Genomic DNA, 23,282 nt, shown 5'->3' with positions numbered 1-23,282 from the left:
AATTAAAACAAAATCCAACCTAAGTTACGTCTAGGGCGAGTGCGTTTAGATTTAATATTAGCAACATTAAAAAACTGCGCTGCCAACACATCTTCTTCGTGGTTTGTGACGGTAAAATAAACACTATTACTAACATTCAGATGTAATACTTGCTCAAGCAGTTTGAGATCCCAATAACATTCTTTTAACGCTATCTCTTTTGCAATTAAGCAGAAGTTCGTTTTAGTCGGAAACTGTACTTTCACATTCAATTTAATCGAACAATGTGATTCAGATTCATTTTTGATACAAATATCAGGGACCGTGATGAGTATTTTTTCTCTAGCCGAGTTTTGTGTTACTGGATGTAACGCCTCTGCAGCAGCATGATTAGCAAAAATTAACGGTAAAATTGTAAGTATGATTATAAATAAGCGCATAGGTTAAAATTGATATCCTATGCCGACAAACGTGGTCAAGTAATCCAATTCTTTAACAAAAATTGATTTTTCTAATTTATCATCTAACCATGTTTTTTTAACTAAGGCATTAAATGACCAATGTGCTGAGAACTTATATCCAAATTGCAGAGCAAGACTATTTGAGTCGGTTGCACCTATATCACTTTCATCTATTTCAAAAGGCGGCTCATCGGCATGGCTATGGTAATAATATTGGTTTATTTTATCCGACTTGAGCGTTTTATCTGCCGCTATTTTAAAGTGCAGGTTTTCCCAAACAAACAGTTTACTGATTTCAAAAATAGTTTCTTGACCGTTATGTACTCCACTAATGTCCGTTGCATAACTCATGCGAAGATCAAAGTTATTGATGCGGTACATTGCATTTAAACCCGACATGTAACTTAAGTGTCGCTCTACAAGAGTTTGCTGTTGTCTTGGGTTATATCTAAGATCCAAAATTGACGCTATGGTTAAATTCTCAATACCATCTAATTCAAAAAAGTAACCATCAGTATTAATGTAACCATATACATCTAATATCAAATCCTGGCTCTCAAATAAGCTATAACCTAAGACAAAGTTTTCAATATAAAATTTATCAGAATAATAACTGAACTCTGGCAAAACATAGGCACTGATATCATCCCTAGCCCAAAGGGGGTTAGTGACTTGACCGTAACCTACAGATAATCTGAATTGGAATTCACCAGTATTAATATTTTTGTAATCAGGTTCAATGACTGTTTTATACAACGGGCTTTCAAGCACCCCAAACAGACCAACTTCAATATTATTATCATTGTCAGTAGGCAGTGTTGGTATCTCAACTTGAGAAACAGGCTTTGGCTCAGTTGGTTTATCTCGATCTGAAAATCTATCGTGCAGGCTAGCTGACGCAACCGGAGACAATAAGAGTAAAATAATTAATAAATGGTACAAGAAACACTCCTTCATTAAATCTGTTTGGATTATATGATTAATTCGAAAATTAAAACAATGCGTAATGACAAAACCGTACAAACTGCTACATAAAAATACTTGCCGTCAAATGAGTCAATCCCATACAGAGTAAGGCTATCGCCCGAAGTTGAATTGTACAAATCGCTACTTTATTTCACTTATCCATTAGCCATCTTTGTGATGTTATGTCGCCATGCAAATTATATTGCTGCCCCTTTTGATCTCCCTCAAAAGGCAATAAAAATAATCAGAGGAATGTGAACATGCCATCTAATAAAGTCTTGCCAGCGAAGCAAGGGCACTTAGCCATTGCTATTCGTAAAGCGATATTTACCTCCGCAGCGGTTACTGCTGCGGCTGGCTTTACACCAACTACACTCGCTGAAAATGCTCCAGCAAAAGAAACAGCAACGGTGGTTGCTGCAGCCCATAATCAAACACAAGAAAATGCAACTGAAGAAACGGTAGCTGATTTAACTAAGGTTAGTCAGGCTGAAGAACAGGCGTCATCAGAGTCTGAAGATGATGCTATTTCCATTACTATCGGTAGTAATGAAACGTTAAATGCTGGCGATGCTCGCGTAGAAGGCGAAGAAGAACATACTAAAGTTTATTTAAATTCAGGTTATTCCAACCATATGATGATTGACTTCTATGGGGAAAACCCTAAGCAGTTCACATCAGGCAATATTTATACAGGTGTGCAAGCGCTTGATGAAAATGGCCACAAAACAGGTGATGTAATTGAGTTTACAGATGGCCCTGTGAAAATTGGTGAACTTGCAGAATATATGACAAATAATGAAAATTTTTCTATTTCAGAAGAAAGTTTAGCCAATGTCATTGAACGCGAAAATCGCGGAAGTTTGGGGGGGCAACATACTGTTGAAATTATTGTTGCACAAGCGGGCGATTTAACGGCCATTGATGCAATAGGTGTTGATGCTAATACAGATGCTGGTGATATTACAATTGTTAATGACGGTACTATTGAGGTTGGTTCAGGTCATTCAATTGCCTACTTTAATGATTTAATTCAAGCAGAAGGGAACGTTGAAGGGGCTAGAATTGATATCGATGGTGATGGTGTCAATGATTATATGGTTGTTGGTGAATTCAATCGTGTTCATTCTTATAGCGGTATAAAAGTTTTAGATGTATATGCTAAAGGTATCCATGCAAGCACGAACTCAGGACTGATTGATGTCACTAATACAGGCAATGTGATAGCGGGCAACACAGCCTCTGCATTTGAACTTAATTCGGTATCAGGTGATGTCAATATTACCAATTCGGGTGACATTGAAGTTGGCGAAAGAAGTAATGGCATCGTTGTTAACACGGCCGTGCAAACTGAGGTATTAACGACTTATGATTATCTTTATGATGCAGGTTACAGCAATGTAGAACAAGTAGGTGTTGCTGGTGAAGTTAGTTATGTTCCAGAGCAAAACATTCATACTTATAATCGTTTTGATGATGTTGAAATTATCAATGCCGATGCTGGTACAAATGAAGTTGTGGTTACAAACTCAGGTACTATATCTATTGGACAAGCAAGTGCGGGTATATTCGTACAAAACCCATCCGGCGAGTCAGCGGTTGTTAACAATAGTGGTGATATAAATATAGCTGAAGGTGTGGGTGGTTTTGGCATTGCAGTTGATATGACCTCAAGCGTTAGCTACAGCCGAGAAACGTTAAGTGAAACTAACGTTGGCGATCCTAATGACCCAACTAAAACTGAAGTATGTACATTAACTCAACCAGTTGAATGTGAATATGTGTATAGCGAATTTACTAAATACACAGATATCAAAGTTAAAGATTATATTGGTGACAAGGGTGATGTCGTTATTGATAACTCAGGTACTATTGATTTAAGTAATACCTTATCTGGGGCTGGTATATATGTAAAATCAGACGGTGCAAAATCTATTACGAATACAGGTGATATTTTAGTTGGTGGTGTATCAATTGGTATTAGTGCACGCGGTGTAGGTGAAACAGAAGTAATAAATAACTCAGAAATCACACTTACTGGAGTTGGCGCAGTTGCTATTAATGTCAGTACCAATCCATTGGCTTCAACCAGCGGTTTAGAACAAGCAAATGTTGCTGTTATTGATGCGAATAAAGAAGCTTATGCTGGATTGGATACGGGCAATACCAATGTTATTAATTCAGGCGATATTACGTTAACTGAAGAGCCACTAGAATTAATGCAATACAATGAAAATGGAGCGCTAGTCGCGGTTCCAGTTCAAACCATCGGGATGAGAGTTTCTTCACTTAACGCTAATTTATATAACACTGCCACTAAGTTTGCCCAATACGGTAGAACTGATGTGGAAGGTGTTGAAGACGTTGTTTTGTATGAAACCAATGTCATCAATGATGGCAATATTATTTTATCGGACTTATCAACTGGTATTACAGCTTCTTCATTTGTGGGAGAGTTAAATGTAACCAATAATGGTTACGTCAAAGTGGGTGATGGTATTCATGGCAATATGCCAGAAAATTACAGCGCAAGATGGCAATATTCAGTCGGTGTTGCAGCCAACAACTGGAGTATGGAAGGTGCAGCCACTCAAAATGTAACTAACTCAGAATCTGGCATTATCGTATCTGGTGATTTATCACATGGTTTATTGGCCAACAACTGGAATGGTTCTAATAACATTGTTAACGATGGTTCAATCACTGTAGGTAATGGTAATACGTTAGAGGTCGATGAAAACAGAACCGTTGAAAATACGCGTAAGTCCACTGGTATCCGCTCTGTCGTCGCTGGTGGTTTTAATGCTTACAACTCTGTCATTAATAATGGCAGTGTTGAAACAGGCCATACTTCATACGGAATTGTGGCTTCTAATGCGCGTACGAACTCGGGATTAACGGATGAAAACTTTGGTCATAATTACCATGTTGGCGTTGTAAACAATGGCGATGTAACGACTGGTGATAACTCAATCGGTATTTATGGCGCTGGTTATCGTATCAGTGTAGTTAATAATGGCGATATTACGATATCAGGTGGAGAGTTTAAGCGTAACGGTGTTGACGATCTCGAACGCAGTTCAGCGATACGTATAGGCGGATTTTTACCAGGTGGGCGTTCTGAAATCGGTTTTATAAATAACTCTGGTGATATCGAAACTGGTGATACTGCAATAGGTATTGATAACAATGCCTTTTTCGCAATATCGGTCCAATCTCAAATTGCGGGTATTGAAACGGGCAACAACTCAATTGGTATCAACACTAACGGTTTCTACCAAGGTTACGGCGTAAACGTAGGTACAATTATCACAGGCGATGATAGCTTAGGTATGAATACTTTTGGCGCGGTATCTACTTCAGTTAACTATGGCACATTATCGACTGGCAATGACTCTATTGGCATCAAAACTGGCGGTATTTTAAGTCAAAGTAATAACCAAGGTGTAATCACCGCAGGTGAAAACTCAACAGGAATACTAGCCACAGCCGGTTCTCAAACTAACTTTGTGAGTTTATCTCCACGTAAAGTAGAGTCTGAGGAAGATGGTAAGTATGGTTATGCGTGGTATCACGCGACTAATGCAGATGGTTCGAAGAAAATACTTGTAGCTGAAGAAAATGGCGGCCTAGACATTAATATTGATGAAGGGCAAACGGCTTATTATACCGAAAAGTTAGTAGATGATGCCGGTAATGCTATTTTAACGGACGAAGGCCGAGAACAATATTACCTATATTATGTAGTCAAAGATCCAGTAATCTCTGTAGGTCGAAATGGCGTTGCTAGTGCAACTAATGGTGGCAAAATCACTGCTGATGTTGGTATCCATGTTTTAGGAGAACCAACTGAAAATGCGACGATAACAGATTTTAATGGCCGCGAATTCTCTTATGCTACACAAAGCGTGGTATCAACTGTTCAAAATACGGGTTCTATTACTGCTAACACTGGTATCTTAATTGAAGATGTAAACCAAGTAGTATCAGTAAATAAAGGCATGATTGAAGCTGATACTGCAATAGATGTTTCGGTGATTGCGAGAGAAGCAGGATTAAACTCTCGACTTGCTTTCGAAGAAGTAAAAGATGAAGCGGGCAACACTGTATATACGACAGTTCAAGATGCTAACGGTAATTTTGTAACTACGCCTATGTTACAACCTATTATGGAAGAGCTTAAAGACGCTAATGGATTTACATTAGTAGGTCTTGACGGTGAACCAGTACTTGTACAAGCATATGAAGATGTAACTCAGGAAGCTGCGGTAGCGGTAGCGGTTGTTGCTAATGAAGGTAGTATTACTGCTGATACTGCTATACATGTCAACGTTGATAACAAAAACGTTGTTTTTGCAGAAGGTGAACACTCAACTGTCAATGTATATAACCTAGGGACAATTGACGCTAATCAAGCGTTATTAGTTACTGGAGATGCCAATGTTAATGTTTATAATGAAGGCGATTTAACCGGAAACGTAACAACGGGTGATGGTGATGACTTCTTCTATAATCGTCCAGATGATGCTCTTTCTAGAGCTGGTAAAATTACTTTAACTGATCAAAGTATCGATTTAGGTGGCGGTCAAAATGAATTCCGTAACACCTTTGGAGATATCGTTTTCTCTGGCGACAGTTCAATTTTAGTTGGTGTTGATGGTGTTGTTAACAATTACTCTCAAACCATTAACTATGCAACAGTTTCAAGTGTTAACGAACAAGCCGGTGATACCTTAACCATAGATGGTGATGTTAACTTTATTACCAATGGCACGAATACTGGCTTAGTTGTGTTAGAAACTAGCACAACAACGACCGACCAAATTATTATTGGTGGGGATTTAAAAGTTGCAGAGATATATAATCAAGCTGGAGACATGGTTGATGCAAAACTAAATGTAGCATTAGCTCCTGCAGCGCAATTCAAAGGTGCTCAATCTCATATCTTATTATCAGATGATGAAGCGGATAAAGCACTTATAACAGCCAAAGGCGAGCACAATTTAGACGGTATTCGTTTTGCCGGTATTAAAGGTAACTTTGCCGACACGGTTGTTAAAGCAGAAATGGTTGAAAATAGCGATGGCCAACAAGTTATTGAATTGGTTTATGGTCTATCTCAAATGGGGACCGCTGCAAGTTCAGTACCTCATATCGTAGCTAATGCATGGCAACAAAATCTTGAATATGCCAAGGACAATATCAAACAACAAGGGTTTGAAGGGTTCGTAAATAGCTTCCACACCGACTCTGATGTAGGCTTAAATGGTGAGATTGCAGAGCAAGACTTATCATTTGCGCAACGTATTTCAGGTATCAACGCTGGTATTCATTACCAACAAAATGATTGGGGTGTGTCTGCTTTCGTTAATCAATCGACCTCTGAATCATCTCAGAAAATCCAACAAGCCTCAACATCAATTGATATGGACGGCGTCGCGATAACTGCTAACTACCAAGCTTATGGTGCTTATATTGATGGTGGCATCCAATTCACAGACTTTGAAGGTCAAATCCGCAATGCAAGCTCTTCTGCAACAACAAAAGGTTCTGCTATTGGTGCTTCAATAGAAGCCGGTTATCAGTTGGACATGTTTGGTTTTAATTGGGTTCCTCAATTACAAATATCTTCAGTTCAAGTAGACGTTGATGGCGTTCAATCTGGTGTTTACCACTATGAATTTGATAACGGTGCAAACACACAAGTTCGCGCAGGTATTAAAGTCAATAAAACTTATACCTTGTCAACAGGCGAAGTGATCCCATTTGTGAACCTTGATTATGTAGATACTCAAGCTGAAAACAATTTGGTTTCAAATGATGTCAGCTTCTTAAGTGACTTAACTGGCGCAGGATATCGAATTCAAACGGGTGTCAACAGCACATATAAAGCTTGGGCGATAGATGCAAGTGCAGGTTTCCATGATGGTGATACCAACAAAAATGGTCTCTCGATTCATTTTTCTGTTGGGTATGCCTGGTAACCCATTGTTTGCCGGAGGATAACCTCCGGCTAAATCTAACGTTTAAGCCTTTAGGAATTTAACTATGTTTAATAAAAAGAAAATTTCAAACCTAGTAACCTTAGCGTTATTAGGCAGTGTCATTAGCACACCTATATTTGCTGATGATAAAAAAGCGACAGAGCAAGAAGTAGAAGTTGCTAAAAAAGAGAAAAAAGAGCAAAAAGTCGAAAAAGAAGAAGTTGAACGCTTTGTCATCACAGGTTCATTTATTCCACGTCAGGGATACGATAGTGCGGAACCGATGACTATCATTGATGAAGAAGAGATGAAAGCCAAAGGTTTGTTAACCATTGCAGATGTAATCGAGTCATTAGCAGAAAACTCAGGTTATTCAGAAGGTGATTCAGGTAACTTGTTATCTGGTTTTACCGTTGGTGCTCAAGAAGCTAACTTTCGTGGGTTAGGTACAGGTCGTACGCTTGTATTAATAAACGGTCGACGTATTGCTGATTATCCAATTCCATTTGGTGGTGAGCAAAACGGTGTAGATATGGGGACTATCCCTAACTCTGCGGTTGCTCGTGTTGAATACCTAAGTGCAGGTGCTTCCGCGATTTATGGTTCTGACGCAGTGGGTGGTGTGGTAAACATCATCACGAAACGAGATATGGAACAAACGCTTTTAAGTGGTTACTTTGGTGGGTATGAAGACGGATACGGTGAAACGGGTCGTTTATCATTCGTAACGGGTACTGCATTCGATAAAGGCTCAGTGACCTTGGGGGTTGAAGCCCGCATGGCAACAGCAGTTAGTGCTGATGAAATTGAATTTATGCAAGATCGACGTTTTGTGACTACTGGCATTTCAGCCGCTAAATATTATGCCAATCAAACATCTGAAATGCCTTATGCATCGCCTGAAGGTTATAGTTGTGAGGATAACGGCTTAATTACACATGAAGATGCTGGAGAAGATGGGCACACAGTTTGTAATTTAGACGCTTCAAATGGCATAGCTATGTCAGCAGACAGTGAACAATTATCTACCTTCATAGATGGTCGTTATAATATTACTAATGACATTTTAGGTTTCGTAACTGTGATGGCGACACAGCGAAATGTTACAAATTACAATCCTTCATTTAGCTGGAATGGCCTTGTATATGGCGAACGTAGTGATCGAGTATTGTCAGGACGTCGTTCTTTTGCCTCAGATCTTGGTTACGCACAAGCAGATTACTCATCAAATATGTGGACTGCTGTGGCGGGTGTTGAAGGTGAATTTGTTATTGACAGCAACACTTGGTACTGGGATGTCTCTTATTCTGCATCTGAGTTTAGTTATAAACAAGAGTATGACGCTTTAAAAGAAGAAGAAGTCACTAATTGGATCTTTGATGGTGTCGAAGAGTTAGAGTATGTATCTGAAAGTACTTATCGTGTGGATAATAACTTCTTTGAAGATCAATTGGTTAATAACCTTTTCCGTGATGCAACAGGTGACCGTGATACTTTGGTTGGCAGAGCATTAACAGACGCTGGTTCAACGGCACATGCATTCCAAGCTAAAATAACAGGAACGTTGTCTGACTTTGGTTTCTTATATAACCCAGTACAAGCTGCGTTTGTTGTTGATTGGAATAAATCGACAACCGAAATAAACCCAGATGCTCGTTCATTAAATACAACTGGTGAAGGCTGGATGAATTTAGGCGCGGTACAAGCAGATGGCGAAAGGACGCGTACCGCATTTGGTATGGAATACCGTATACCAGCAACGCAAAACTTAGAAATTACGTTTGCAACACGTTTTGACCAGTACGATGATGCCAGTTCTGTCGACTCTCGTGTCACTTCGCAATTAAAATTCATGTACAACATAACGGATGCAATTAAATTGCGTGGTGGTACATCTGAAACTTTCCGTGCCCCAGATATGTTCAATATCTACGGTGAGTCTACCGGTTTTGCAACAGCTATCGACTTATTATCGCCAGGTTGTTATGACGGTGAAAACTTTGTGGGTAGTTGTCCACAAACTACAGTGTTAAGTACTCGAACTGGTTCAACTGAGTTAGAAGAAGAAAAAGGTACTGAGCGTAGTTTAGGTATTATTTTCACGCCTATGTCTAATGTCAATATGTCATTAGATTGGTGGAAGATCCGTCTAAATGACATGGTTACCACTGAAAGTGCATATGACTTATATGTTGGTGAATGGCAATGTGCCAACGGCGAACGTAATGCAACAGGTAGTTATTGTAATGATGTAAATGAGCGTGTGGTACGAGACCCTGTAACCAACGAAATTGTTCAAGTGTTTATTAAACCTCAAAATCAAGAATACGTAGAACTTGAGGGGATAGATTTACGAGTACAAACTATGTGGGAATCAGAGGCCTTAGGTCGTTTCCAAGCCGGTTTAAATCATTCAGTAACATTAGAGTACGATTGGAAAAAATTTGCGGATGATGACGTTATCAGTTTGCGTGGTGGACGCACGGGGTTATCAACGCCTAAAAATCGCTCTAGCATTTATGTCGCTTACTCAAATGCTTTAACGGGTTTCCAAGCGGTTAATGCATCTATGTTCTTAAGCCGTCAAAGTGCAGTTGACAACTATATCGGTTCTAAAGAGTTAGCCCCTTATTATTCATTAAACGCAACGGTAGGTTACACCTTCTCGGCTCGTTTAAATGTGAGATTGGGACTTAACAATATCACTAACGAAATGCCAACGACGGACAATACAAATCCAAGATGGCCATATTTCTGGTCTCACTTGCAAAGCCCAATGGGACGCTCTGCGACTTTGTCTTTCAGTTACGCAATCAATTAGGTTGATTTAGATAGTCGGGCTTAACGTCTTGTAAAGTCCGACTTAGGAGAAATTTATGAAATTTAAATTCATATTAACGTTAATGTTATTAATGTTAAATGTATTACACATTAGTAATGCACAAGCGAAAGTACCATTTGATAACTTTTTTAGAGGGCTAGAGTATGGCAACTTACGTTTATCGCCCGATGGTAAACATTTTTTAGCCGGTAAAGCAGAAGATAATGGCGAACTCCATATTTTTATTATTAACCGTAAAAACGGCGAGTTAGTATCTGACATGAAATTTGCTGGACGTTATGGTATTCAGTCTGTGAATTGGGCTAATAATGAACGTGTACTAGTAAATCTAGGTTATGACTCTGAACTACAAGAGGGGTTTGGTGGTACTGGTCGTGTCGTTGCTATGGATATTGATGGTAAACATAACGACATGATTTGGGAAGGAGTTACGTCAGAATATGGTGGCCGCGAAGGTGGAGCTATAATGCAAAAGTTAGATTCTAAGCATTATATGTTAATGGTTGCGCCATCAGGCACAAGTATGAGTAAGTTCCCTTTTTACTATTACTACAAAATTAACATTTACACCGGTGCTACCAAAAAACTATATCGTTCACCTATCCGCGCTGGTAAACCGATAATCAAGCCTGGTAAAAAAGGTGAGAAAGGTGAAATTACGCATTGGGTGGGTAAATTACCTGATAGTTTTGACCATACAGTGATCAGAGAAAAACAAAAAGATGGCAGTTGGAAAGAAACCATTTCTAACGCGTCTGAAGGTGAACGTATCCCTCTAGCGTATAGCAGTGATGGTAAGTTTTTATTTTACCGAGATACCATTGATGCGCCAACAACGGGTTTAATGAAACTAAATGTAGAAACGGGTGAAATGAAGTTAGTTTATCGTCATCCAAAAGTAGACTATAGCCAGACCTTAAAAGATGAGGATGGAAATATCTGGGGTGTTACGGTTAATCCTGATTATCCAAAAACCATCTATTTAGATAAAGATAATTACTATGCTCAAATCCAGCAAAAAATGGAAGCGACGTTTAAACATTCAATCATACAAATAAGCTCTAAAACAGCGGATAACAATGAATGGTTAGTACATGTGCGGAGCGACGTTCATCCAGGAAAATATTACATATTTAACCAATTTGATGGTTCATTAAAGTTTTTAGTAAATCGCGCAGAGTGGATTAAACCACAAGAGATGGCACCAATGCATGCCGTGCGCTTCAATGCACGTGATGGTCTAGAAATAAACGCTTTGCTGACATTACCTAAAGGAAAATCTAAAAACTTACCTTTAATCATACTCACTCATGGTGGTCCACATGGTATACGAGATTACTGGCGCTACTTAACTGAGCATCAATTACTGGCCAACGAAGGTTATGCAGTATTAGCCGTAAATTATCGTGGTTCTGGTGGTTTTGGTAGAGAGTTTTTATATGACTGGTACGGTCATTGGGGACTTGAGATGCAAGACGATTTAACCGATGCAACACATTGGGCCATCCAACAAGGCATCGCGGATAAAGAACGTATTTGTATGTATGGTGCTTCTTACGGTGGTTATGCCAGCTTGATGGGCGTGGTTCGTGAACCAGATTTATACAAATGTACGATTGGTTATGTTGGTGTTTATGACTTAAATGTCATGATGGAAACGGGTGACGTTGCATTGCGTGAATCAGGTATTAATTATCTTAATTGGGCACTTGGTGACACCTATGAGAAACGTAAAGCTCAATCGCCTGCGCCTAATGCGGATAAAATCAAATCAGCCGTATTTTTAATGCATGGTGAGCGTGATTATCGTGCCCATTTCAAAAACTTTGAAGTTATGCGCGACGCGCTTATTGAAAAAGGACATAGATTCGAAACATTAACCATTCCAAGAGCTGGGCATGGAGCTAGAAAGGCTGAAAGTCGCAAACAAATTTGGTGTCGTATGTTTGACTTTTTAGATCGTAATATTGGTAGTGGTAATCCTATGGATCCACCAGCAACTGCTGCAGAGTGTGTTCCAGAGGGTGATCCAGAATTACCATTTAATCTCTATGAAGGAACATTAGGAGAATAATTATGTTAAAGAAATTAATATTAGTAATGTCTGTATTAGGCTCAATCTCATTTGCTAACGCAAGTGAGGTAGAGGTAGAACAATGGCAAGCACCTGATTGCAGCAAATTTGAAAAATTTTCAGTTTGCCGTAATGCAGTAAAAGCCGACTACCGCCGAGCTCGTCAAAGCCAAATGAAATCACACGGTTTATCTTTTTGGTATTATGAACGTCCAACTTATAAAGGTGAGGCGTTAACCAGTGCATTTAAAGATAAAGTTGAAGGTGCATTAACATTAAAATTTGATGTAACGACTGACGGTAAAACTAAAAATGTGACACTGTATTCAGCATCAAGCGAAGAAGTACAAATTTTTGCTCAACCTATCATTACAGCCATAGAAAATTGGACCTTTATGCCTATAGATAACATGGTTAAAGGGGTTGAATGGAAAACAGAATTCTTTTATGAACAAAAAGAGTGTGAGTCAGAAGCCGACTCAGATGAAGATGATACGTGTAACGTAACGGACGATTCAGAATAAGCTTAAACATATCCCAACCTGACAAAAAGCCAGTATTTACTGGCTTTTTTATGCGTTAGACATTTGAACTGTACAAAATGCTACTCGAAAGGGGGCTGTAGAACCTATCAAAACTCGTTGGCTTAACGTTAGAATTGAACAATATTCCCGTGTCTATCGATGTTAATCACGTCAAGATACTCTTCTAGCAAAGCACTATTATCGGTGCAGAGGTTTTTATGGCTGACAATAACAAATCTGAAAGTTTGAACGTGGAGCAAGAACAAGCACCAACTAAAACGAAACGCACAACGACAAAAAGTGCCGCACCTAAAAAAGCAGCTAAACCAAAAGCCGCAAAAAAAACGGTAAAAGCGACTGCAGCAAAAGTAAATGAAAATACAACGCCAGCAGATGAACAAATCGACTTACCCGCTGAGTCTACTGAAACCCCTGAAACTAAACCGGTAGAACAAGTCAAAAAATCCTGCTCTAAAGGTCTAGCAAATTGGATAGTAAACAATAAAACGGCGTTGGCATTCACGTCTTATCAGTCTGGTCGAGTGTACTTTATAGGTGCCGATCCTGAAGGGCGAGTATCTTTTCATGAACGTGTTTTTCAAAGAGCTATGGGGATTGTTGGTAATGAACAACGTATTTACATGGGCGGTCTATACCAAGTATGGCGTTTTGAAAATGTGCTGCAACAAGGTCAAGTTGCCAATAAGATGTTTGATAAATGTTATGTGCCACGAAATGCACAATTTACGGGTGAAGTAGATATTCATGAGTTAGGTATTCAAAAAGATGGCACTATTATTTTTGTTAATACTAAGTATAACTGTTTAGCTGTACCGTCGGTGACACATAGTTTTAAAGCTATTTGGAAACCAGAATTTATCAGTAAATTAGTACCAGAAGACCGTTGTCATTTGAATGGCTTAGCCATGGTAGATGGCAAAGCTAAATACGTCACTGCAGTTTGTAAAGCGGATACCATAGATGGTTGGCGTGAACGCCGTCATGACGGTGGAATTATTATTGATGTTGAGACAAACGAAATTGTCTGTGAAGGACTTTCAATGCCGCACTCACCTCGTTGGGCTGACGGTAAATTGTGGGTATTAAATTCGGGTACGGGGTACTTAGGTTATGTTGACTTTAAGACTAAGTCGTTTGTCCCTAAGATATTTTGTCCTGGTTTTGCACGTGGTTTAGCCATTCATGGCAAGTATGCAGTGGTTGGTTTATCAAAACCTCGTTATGAACGTTTTGAAGGTTTAGACCTTGATAAAAATTTATCAGATAAAGACTCTGCCGCATGGTGTGGTGTGCAAATAATTAATTTAGAGACAGAAGTGGTTGAAGAGTGGATTAGATTGGATGGCCCAATCAGTGAGCTGTTTGATTTAACTATGTTACCTAATGTCCGTTGCCCAATGGCTATAGGACAACAAAATAAAGAAAACCTGACGATGTTAACATTTGAGAACGCAACCGCTTAAGGTGAATTGAGGTAAAACAAAACTTAAAATAACACCAGAAACAGGAGTGACCTTTGTTGGTTACTCCTGTTTTGATCATGCCTGAATTATAAAAAACCTTGCCTAACACTATGAAATAATTGGTTATTTCCAATGTACAAATCGCTACAAAGCATACTTGGACACCTTCGTTAGCTTGCTATAAAACATAGCTAGGGTGAGCGTAATTTTTGTCCATTACAAATCATATATATTAATAAAAAAAACGTGTTTGCCCATTCAAACCAACGCACAAGATGTTGGGTTATAACAACAAGTGAATAGGAAATAGTTATGTTAAAAATTCAAAAAGGCTTTAAGCGCTCGTTGATCGCTTTGGGTCTTACTACTGCGTTTAGTAGTTATGCTGCTGCAGATACTTACAATCTCGAAGTTGACTTAAATAGAACGACCGAAAGTTCAACACCAGAAATGTTGACTGTGTTTAAAAATCAACTGTACTTTGTGGCAAATGATGGTTCTGGCAAAGAGCTATATACGGTGGTTGACGGACAGCCCGTTAAGCTCAGTGCAATATTTGAAGGGTTTAAAGCAACGACTCCTACAGAGCTAAAAGTAATTAATAATCGATTGATAATTGGTGCCAATACAACTGACTCGGAAGGCAATGCTGCAGGTAAAGAGTTTTATGTTTTTGATGGTAAACTTGCTCCGGTATTAGTGGATGTTCGTGCCGGCAGTGGCAGCTCTAGTGCTAAAACGTTTACTTATTATAACGGCAAACTTTATTTCTCGGCCTCGGTTTCTTCGGGGTATGAATTATATGAATATGACTTTGTTAATGAACCAACAATAGTTGCAAATATTGCAAACTATCGCAGTACCGCTAGTTCATCACCTGTTGAGTTAACTGTATTTAATGATGGGGGAGTTGAGAAGTTAGCCCTTGTTGCAGATGTAAATAAACCTGATCTTGATGTGACAGGTGATGACGTATCAGATGCAAGTTTTGACTTTGGTAAAGAGTTATTGATTTATGATGGAACTGATTTAAAAGTTATTGATATTAATAGCACGGTAAAAACCGCAACGTCTACCGCTGATAGTTCAGTTTCGAACTTAATATCGTTTAATAATAAATTGTATTTCACAGCGGATAGCGGTGACGGCAAAGGAACTGAGCTCTACAGCTTTCAAACTAATGAAGGTGTTTTATTAGTAAAAGATTTAGAGTCAGAAGAGGGCAGCCCAAATATACAAAATGTCATCGTATTTGAAGACCACTTATTTTTTAGTGCATCGGTTGGTGATGCTGGTACTGAATTATGGCGTTATGATGGGGTCAATGAACCATCTATGGCACACGAAATCCCAGGTCAGTGTACATATAAAATAGCAACGCCGGATGAGGGATTAGTGGATCAAGTTTTAGGTTGCCAAACCAATCCAACATCATTAAATGTGGTTAATGGCGCTCTTTATTTTAATGCCCGAGCCTTTGATGCTGAGTCTGGTTCAGACGTTTCTCATTTATACAAGTTATCATCAGCTACAGGTACTGCGGTTATAGATTTATTAGATTCAAATTCATCTTCGTCAATTGAGGAAATTACAGCATTAGGTTCGGATTTATACTTTATTGGTGATACTGAAAATACAGGGTCTGAGTTATTTATTAAATCAGGCGAGCTTGCACCAGAAGTTGCCTTTGATATCAATAAAGTTACGGCAGGTAGTAGTCCTGGGGAAATAGTTCTATTTAACAATATGCCATATTTTGTTGCTAATGATGGCATCAATAATGGTCAGGTTTGGCGTATAAATAACGGTAAACCAGAAATGGTTACGTCACTATCTTATGCTAATAACGGTATTTCAAACTTACATGTATTTGACAATAAATTGTATTTCACGGCTAACACAGCCCAATACACAGGTACAGATTTTACCGATACACAAATTCATGTTCTTAGCTCAGATCATCAAATCAGTGTTATTGATCTTAGGGACGACTCAGAAAATGCCGCGCCTCAAAGTCTTTTCACTCATAATGGCAAATTATATTTCCAAGCAGAAATAGATAATGAGTTAGGCGAACAAGTTTATGTTTTAGGTGCTAATAATCAAGCTACCTTGGCGTTTGGTGAACTTGCTGGAACAAAAGTAAATAAAGTATATACGCCGGTAACGCACTCTGATGGCAAGTTGTATTTTGCTTCTAATGTGACCGTTGGAACAAGCAATACACAGAGTCTTTTTGTTTTTGATGATACGAGCGCAATTGAATCTGGTGTTAATCCTAAAGTTGTGGTGGATATCTACCCGGATACTGAAACCAAAGGGAATGATGAAAAAGTTGACCAAATTATTAGTTTAGGAAACAAAATTTTCTTCAATGCACAAAATGAGTCAAATGAAGCAGGAACTAGTGGTAGAGAGTTGTGGATGTTGGATACAACCGCAGCAATCACAGATATGACTTCAAATAATACTGAATTAGATAGGTTGACATCTAACCCGCGCCGTATTGATCTTAATGATTACAATAATAGCGGGACTAACATGAGGTATGGAGATTCAAACCCTTCAAATTTTGTTATTTTCGATGAAAAGCTTTTTTTACAAGCGGATTATAAAAAGTATGACAGCGAAGGAACGTTAACGGATAAAGGTAAAGAGGTTGTTACCATTTCATCAGATGGTGAGTTGATAAATGTGACCGATCTAGCGGAAGGGTCGAGCAATGCTTCACCTGAAAGTTTTACTATTTTTGGTGAACGTTTGTACTTTGCTGCTACTGGTACAGTGACTGAACAAGATGAAGAAGGTAATGATGTTACTCGTTTATCAGGGATAGAAATTTGGTATTTGGATAAAAGTGATACAACTTATACCCCTAAGTTAGCGTTTGAGCTAAGTGAAGGTACAGCCAGCTCAACCGTTAAAAGCTTAACCGTGATTAACAATAAATTATATTTTGTAAATACCGGAGAAAATGGTCAAGAGTTATATTCAATTGCCAATAGTGCAACACCGACAGTGACGTATGATGGTGTCGTTGGTAATGAGTTTGATGTTTCACTGGATTTAAACAAAAGCGCTAGTTGGACATTCACAGCGAATGACAGTGATGACGGTGCGACGTTAACTTGGGTTGAACAACTAAGTGCTTCTCATGGAACACTCGATATTGTTGATGCCGATGGCGGCAAAACATTCACTTATACACCAACGGCTGGTTATTACGGGCCGGATACATTCTCATTTGCAGTGGTTGATAATACAAATACATATTCAAGCGTTAAAGTGAATATTAATGTATTAAAACAAAATCAATTACCACAAGGTGAGATTAAATTAGTTTCTGCTGGTGAAGACATTTTAACCACCACAGGTTTGGCATTTGTCACTGACTTAGATGGTATCGCATTAGGCACTAGTTTAACTTATCAATGGTATCGTAACGATGTCGCGATTGAAGGTGCGGTTGCTGAAAGTTATACCTATACAGATGCGGATGTGAATCAAAATATTTTTGTTACTGTGACTTATACCGATAATGAACAGAATTTAAACAGCAAAACATCTGAAGTGATTAGCATTACCGATACAGATGGTGATGGTCGTCCAGACGAAATCGATGCATTCCCAACGGATGTTGCAGAGTGGTTAGATACGGATGGCGATAATATTGGTAACAATACTGATACTGACGATGACGGAGATGGCATTCTTGATACAGAAGATAACTCACCGTTAAATGATTTAGATGGTGATTATGTCACAGATGACTTAGATACGGATATTGATGGTGATTTAGTCGTTAATTCACTTGATAGTTTCCCAACAGACAAAACTGAGTGGGATGACTTTGATTTAGATGGTATTGGTGACAACACAGATACATTTATTGATTTACAAATTGCCGCTGATTTATTAACTGAAAATATTATATCGATTAATTCAACTGGCGAACTAACTGCAATTTTATCGTCACTTGAGTCGGTTATAGCAACTGAAGAATTGGCCGGTATTAGTATTACAGTTGACGGTGATGCTGAATTGGTTTCAGGTAAACACCAAGTTACGGTTACGTTAACGAATAGCAATACAGCAACGAATACAATTGATGTGTTTGTTGATGTTGTGCCATCGGTTACGTTTGCATCTAGCATAACTGCATTAGTCGGTAAAGAAGTGACAATACCGGTAATCTTGTCTGGTGCTCCAGCTAACTATAATGTTGAAATAGAAGTGGAGTTAGGAAATGGTCTCGTCGCTGAATCGACCGATTTAATTATTAACTCAGGTGTAACGAGTGAATTGGTGTTAGATCCAATTTTAACTGCTGGTGAATATACGGTTAAGTTTATTTCAGCTGTGAATGCACATATTGATGCAGAGGTTATTACAGTCAATGTTGTTGAAAATGTAATGCCATCGGTATCGGCTTCAGTGTTAGTTGACGGGAAACCATCTCTGCATGCAGATGAAAATGCCGAGTCGGTAGCCTTAATGGTGACAGTTGAAGATGCCGACCTGTTAAGTAAACATGCCATCATTATCTCAAACAGTGAAAATGAAATTATTCACAATGGGGCTGTCACTGAGTCCGCAACCATCGCGTTGGATATATCTAGCTTACTAGTAGGTGAAAATATATTCACAATAAAACTTCGTGAAACCAATACCGTAGATAAGTTTAATGTTGAAATTGAAACATCTGTATTCATGGCAGAGCAACTTCCTACGTTAACGGACACTGACTCTGATGGTGATGGAGTGTCTGACATCGACGAAGGTTTTGGTGATTCGGATAACGATGGTATACCAGACTATCTTGATGATGCGTCATTAACCTCCAATCAACAAACATTTGGTACATCTACTGCGACAGTCGATGACGGGTTAACTCTGTCATTAGGTCATACACTTAAAACCGTTGAGCAGGGATTATCAAACGACTTAGGCATTGATATTGAAACATTAATGGCTGCAGATAGTTCAGTGCAAACTGATGCTGATGTGAAGTCTTATGTTACTCCGGTTGTGGATTTCATCATTTCAGGTGCTAACCCTGGCGCAACGGTATCACTCGTTCTTCCATTAGGTACTGCATTACCGGCTAATGTTGAATACCGTAAACTAGCTAAAAACGGCTCTTGGAGTAAATTTAGCACAGAAAATGGTAACAGTATTTTATCTGCCAAATCTAGTGATGGTTCATGTTCTGCATTAACCTCTACTGATTTTTCTACGGGCTTAACCGCAGGCGATGATTGCGTTAAGCTGATGATAGTAGACGGTGGTGTTAATGATGCGGATGGTACTGTGAACGGGGTAATAGTTGACCCTGCCGTATTTGTGCAAGTTAACACAGCGCCAGTTGCTTCTGTTGATGCTGCAAATGCAAAAGAGTCAGAAGTAGTGACATTGGATGCCAGTTCATCAAGTGATATTGATGGTGATACATTAACGTATTCGTGGACACAAACCGCGGGTCCTTCAGTGAGCTTGAGTGATGAAGCTAGCGATATGCCAACATTTACAGCACCAGAAGTTGACCAAAATACGACGTTAACCTTTATTGTTACTGTGTCAGATGGCACTGCTACTGACGAAGCAGAGGTATCGGTTATTATTAGTAATGTTGAGTCTGAAGTTGTGGTAGAAACTGAAGAGAAAAAAGAGAAGAAAGATAAAGGTTTCTTAGGATTATCTTTTGGTTATGCTTTGGTTACATTACTTGGCGGTTTTGCAGCATTCCGTAGACGGTTAAAAAAGTAAGTTGTGAACTTGAACGACTAACTTAGTTTAACGATAAAAAGGAGCCATTAGGCTCCTTTTTTATTAACAGATTAACCAAGTCTGATATTGATATATATTGGAGCATAAAAAAACCAGCTAAACGCTGGTTTTTTAAATGTAAAAATAACTGACTTAAGGCCGTTATTTTTTCGGTAGTTCAATCTTTTTGTTTTCACTTTGTTTGAAAATAACAAGCGTCTTGCCAATTAATTGGATTTTTTCTGCTTTGCTTTCTCTAACGATAGCTTCGACGTATAATTGTAGTTCTTCGCGGTCTTCACTTGGAATTTTAACTTTAATTAATTCATGCACAGCGAGTGCATTTTCAATTTCAGCTAATACGCCTTCAGTGAAACCATTATTACCCAGTTGTACAACTGGCTTTAAAGAATGGGCTTCGCCCTTTAAAAATTGGATTTGTTTTTTACTAAGATTCATTTTGTCACAAATTTAACAATGATAATTACTTGAATTACCGTTATTCTACCCCACCTTTAGGTTATTACCAATTTATAAGCGCATTTTATTAGGTAAAGAGCATGGCAAAAGATAGTAGGTCGGCCAGTAGCAAGAAATGGCTGCAGGAACATGTAAACGATAAATACGTAAAAGAAGCAAATAAAAGAGGACTTCGTTCTCGCGCTTATTTCAAAATTGAAGAGTTACAAAAAAGAGATAAGTTAATGAAACCCGGTGATACTGTGGTGGATTTAGGAGCTGCCCCTGGAGGTTGGTGTCAATACGTTGTAAACGAATTAGGTGATAACGGTACTGTGGTTGCCTGTGATATTTTACCAATGGATTCCATGGCGGGTGTTGACTTTTTACAAGGTGATTTTCGTGAAGAGTCGGTACTTAATGCGTTGTTAAGCCGTATTGGTGGTAAAAATGTAGATTTAGTGATGTCAGATATGTCGCCAAATTTAAGTGGTAATGATACCGTTGATCAAGCAACATCTATGTATTTAGTTGAGTTAGCCTTAGACATGTGTCATCAAGTGTTAAAACAAAATGGTAAGTTTGTGGTAAAGGTGTTTCAAGGCGAAGGTTTTGATCAATTCATGGCTGATGTGAAATCAGCATTTAAAGTAGTAAAAATTCGTAAACCAGAGTCTTCAAGAGCACGATCTCGTGAAGTGTATTTGGTGGCGACAGGTTACAAATTATAGTAATCTTCTTTTAATTTATTTGACTAGAGGTTTTCCCTTTGAGTGATATGGTAAAAAATTTATTGTTGTGGTTGGTTGTTGCCGTTGTTTTGATGTCGGTTTTTCAAAATATAGTGCCTGACAGCGTTGAAGATTCAAATTCAAACTACACCCAATTTATTCAAGATGTTCAGCAAGGTCTGATCCGTGAAGTTAAAATCGAAGATCGTAAAGTGACAGGATTAAGACGTTCAGGCGAACGTTTTGAAACTTATATTCCAACACCATATGACCCAGATTTATTAAATGATTTAATTAAACAAAATGTACGTGTTGTTGGTGTTCCGCCAGAAGAACGTTCAATTTTGGGACAAATCTTAATATCTTGGTTCCCAATGCTTCTATTGATTGGTGTATGGATATTCTTCATGCGTCAAATGCAAGGCGGCGGTGGCAAAGGCGCGATGTCGTTTGGTAAATCTAAAGCTCGTTTAATGGGCGAAGATCAAATCAAAACAACATTTAAAGATGTTGCTGGCTGTGACGAAGCAAAAGAAGAAGTACAAGAGTTAGTTGATTACTTAAAAGAACCTGCAAAATTCCAAAAGTTAGGCGGTAAAATTCCTAAAGGCGTATTAATGGTAGGCCAACCAGGTACGGGTAAAACCTTATTAGCTAAAGCGGTTGCTGGTGAAGCTAAAGTACCTTTCTTTGCTATCTCTGGTTCTGACTTTGTAGAAATGTTTGTGGGTGTTGGTGCATCACGTGTACGTGACATGTTTGAACAAGCTAAAAAAGCAGCACCTTGTATTATATTCATTGATGAAATCGATGCGGTAGGTCGCCAACGTGGCGCGGGTCTTGGTGGTGGTCATGATGAACGTGAACAAACACTAAACCAAATGTTAGTTGAAATGGATGGCTTTGAAGGTAATGAAGGCATTATCGTTATTGCCGCGACTAACAGACCTGACGTGTTGGACCCAGCATTATTAAGACCTGGTCGTTTTGACCGTCAAGTAACGGTAGGGTTGCCAGACGTTCGTGGTCGTGAACAAATTATTAAAGTACATATGCGTAAAGTACCTGTATCTGATGATGTAGAGCCAAGTTATATTGCTCGTGGTACTCCTGGTTTCTCTGGGGCCGATTTAGCTAACTTAGTTAATGAAGCTGCGCTATTTGCTGCTCGTGGTAATAAACGTTTAGTAGATATGCAAGATTTTGAAAAAGCCAAAGATAAGATCATGATGGGCGCAGAGCGTAAATCTATGGTTATGGGCGAAAGTGAACGTGAAATGACGGCATATCATGAAGCGGGTCACGCTATAGTTGGTCGCATGGTTCCAGATCATGACCCTGTGTATAAAGTAAGTATTATTCCTCGTGGACGTGCGCTTGGTGTAACTATGTACTTACCAGAGAAAGACCGTTTCTCACACAGCAAACAATTCTTGGAAAGCCAAATATCTTCTTTATATGGTGGTCGTATCGCTGAAGAATTGATATACGGTGCTGATAAAGTATCAACGGGTGCATCAAACGATATCGAACGTGCAACTGATATCGCTCGTAAGATGGTAACGCAATGGGGCCTATCTGAAAAAATGGGACCTATGTTATACGCTGAAGAAGAAGGTGAAGTATTCTTAGGCCGTACATCTTCTAAATCGTTACATATGTCTGATGAGACAGCCAAAGCCATTGACGGAGAAATAAAAGTATTTATTAACCGTAACTATGAACGTGCTGAGAAAATCTTAAAAGACAATATGGACATACTGCATACAATGAAAGATGCATTAATGAAGTATGAAACGATTGACGCTAAACAAATTGATGATTTGATGGATAGAGTTGAAGTTCGTGAACCTGCTGGTTGGACTGAAGACAAAAAGCCTGAAGTTAAACCAGAATCAAAAAACGATGATGAGCCAAAAGCATCATCGGCTAATGAGCCAGAGTCAAAATCTGCTGACTAATTAGCTAGCCCCAAATTAGTTAAGGCTCCGAAAGGAGCCTTTTTTATATAA

Annotated in this window: 11 protein-coding genes; 8 read left to right on the top strand and 3 right to left on the bottom strand. The window is 38.8% G+C overall.

All coding sequences use genetic code 11. The features are described 5' to 3' along the window. Positions 1–2: 2 nt before the first annotated feature. Together KO505_RS04990 and KO505_RS04985 are read right to left on the bottom strand one after the other, a co-directional pair. The gene (locus KO505_RS04990) at positions 3–419 is read right to left on the bottom strand and encodes a DUF3019 domain-containing protein (protein WP_216054341.1); all 417 of its coding nucleotides are present in this window, start codon (positions 417–419) and stop codon (positions 3–5) included. A gap of 3 nt (positions 420–422) precedes the next feature. Beyond that, positions 423–1,382, bottom strand: a complete 960-nt coding sequence (locus tag KO505_RS04985; RefSeq protein WP_216054340.1) for a MipA/OmpV family protein — start codon at positions 1,380–1,382, stop codon at positions 423–425. A 284-nt stretch (positions 1,383–1,666) separates the two neighbouring features. Between KO505_RS04985 and KO505_RS04980 the strand changes: the two genes are divergently transcribed. The 6 genes from KO505_RS04980 (at position 1,667) to KO505_RS04955 (ending at position 20,080) form a co-directional block, all read left to right on the top strand. Further along, on the top strand, positions 1,667–7,390 hold the full coding sequence (locus KO505_RS04980) for an autotransporter outer membrane beta-barrel domain-containing protein (RefSeq protein WP_216054339.1): 5,724 nt from the start codon (positions 1,667–1,669) through the stop codon (positions 7,388–7,390). 64 nt (positions 7,391–7,454) lie between these two features. Next, positions 7,455–10,211: a TonB-dependent receptor domain-containing protein gene (locus KO505_RS04975; RefSeq protein WP_216054338.1), complete on the top strand. Its 2,757-nt coding sequence runs from the start codon at positions 7,455–7,457 to the stop codon at positions 10,209–10,211. A gap of 55 nt (positions 10,212–10,266) precedes the next feature. Then, positions 10,267–12,306 carry a S9 family peptidase gene (locus tag KO505_RS04970; RefSeq protein ID WP_216054337.1) on the top strand — a complete coding sequence of 680 codons (2,040 nt, stop codon included), beginning with the start codon at positions 10,267–10,269 and terminating at the stop codon, positions 12,304–12,306. A 2-nt stretch (positions 12,307–12,308) separates the two neighbouring features. After that, a complete protein-coding gene (locus KO505_RS04965) occupies positions 12,309–12,830 on the top strand; it encodes an energy transducer TonB (RefSeq protein ID WP_216054336.1) in 522 nt (173 codons plus the stop codon). Between the two features lie 218 nt (positions 12,831–13,048). Continuing rightward, positions 13,049–14,314 carry a TIGR03032 family protein gene (locus tag KO505_RS04960; RefSeq protein WP_216054335.1) on the top strand — a complete coding sequence of 422 codons (1,266 nt, stop codon included), beginning with the start codon at positions 13,049–13,051 and terminating at the stop codon, positions 14,312–14,314. Positions 14,315–14,626: 312 nt separating this feature from the next. Continuing rightward, entirely contained in the window at positions 14,627–20,080 is a 5,454-nt protein-coding gene (locus KO505_RS04955) for an Ig-like domain-containing protein (RefSeq protein WP_216054334.1), read from the top strand. A gap of 162 nt (positions 20,081–20,242) precedes the next feature. On the opposite strand, the gene yhbY is transcribed toward KO505_RS04955, so the two are convergent. Further along, a complete protein-coding gene (yhbY, locus tag KO505_RS04950; protein WP_216054333.1) occupies positions 20,243–20,539 on the bottom strand; it encodes a ribosome assembly RNA-binding protein YhbY in 297 nt (98 codons plus the stop codon). 101 nt (positions 20,540–20,640) lie between these two features. Between yhbY and rlmE the strand changes: the two genes are divergently transcribed. Further along, on the top strand, positions 20,641–21,270 hold the full coding sequence (rlmE, locus tag KO505_RS04945; protein WP_216054332.1) for a 23S rRNA (uridine(2552)-2'-O)-methyltransferase RlmE: 630 nt from the start codon (positions 20,641–20,643) through the stop codon (positions 21,268–21,270). Positions 21,271–21,308: 38 nt separating this feature from the next. Then, positions 21,309–23,231, top strand: coding sequence for an ATP-dependent zinc metalloprotease FtsH (ftsH, locus tag KO505_RS04940; protein WP_305849771.1), 1,923 nt, complete (start codon positions 21,309–21,311; stop codon positions 23,229–23,231). The last annotated feature ends 51 nt before the right edge of the window (positions 23,232–23,282 follow it).

Source organism: Psychrosphaera sp. F3M07 (assembly GCF_018860345.1).
Lineage (GTDB): Bacteria > Pseudomonadota > Gammaproteobacteria > Enterobacterales > Alteromonadaceae > Psychrosphaera > Psychrosphaera aquimarina.
Note: the sequence above shows the minus strand (reverse complement) of the source record. Positions and strands in the feature narration are given on the sequence as shown.

Bases quoted from the DNA above. Each gene is read 5' to 3' on its own strand.
- KO505_RS04990 (WP_216054341.1), bottom strand. From the start codon at position 419: ATGCGCTTATTTATAATCATACTTACAATTTTACCGTTAATTTTTGCT.
- KO505_RS04980 (WP_216054339.1), top strand. From the start codon at position 1,667: ATGCCATCTAATAAAGTCTTGCCAGCGAAGCAAGGGCACTTAGCCATT.
- KO505_RS04975 (WP_216054338.1), top strand. From the start codon at position 7,455: ATGTTTAATAAAAAGAAAATTTCAAACCTAGTAACCTTAGCGTTATTA.
- KO505_RS04970 (WP_216054337.1), top strand. From the start codon at position 10,267: ATGAAATTTAAATTCATATTAACGTTAATGTTATTAATGTTAAATGTA.
- KO505_RS04965 (WP_216054336.1), top strand. From the start codon at position 12,309: ATGTTAAAGAAATTAATATTAGTAATGTCTGTATTAGGCTCAATCTCA.
- KO505_RS04960 (WP_216054335.1), top strand. From the start codon at position 13,049: ATGGCTGACAATAACAAATCTGAAAGTTTGAACGTGGAGCAAGAACAA.
- KO505_RS04955 (WP_216054334.1), top strand. From the start codon at position 14,627: ATGTTAAAAATTCAAAAAGGCTTTAAGCGCTCGTTGATCGCTTTGGGT.
- yhbY (WP_216054333.1), bottom strand. From the start codon at position 20,539: ATGAATCTTAGTAAAAAACAAATCCAATTTTTAAAGGGCGAAGCCCAT.
- rlmE (WP_216054332.1), top strand. From the start codon at position 20,641: ATGGCAAAAGATAGTAGGTCGGCCAGTAGCAAGAAATGGCTGCAGGAA.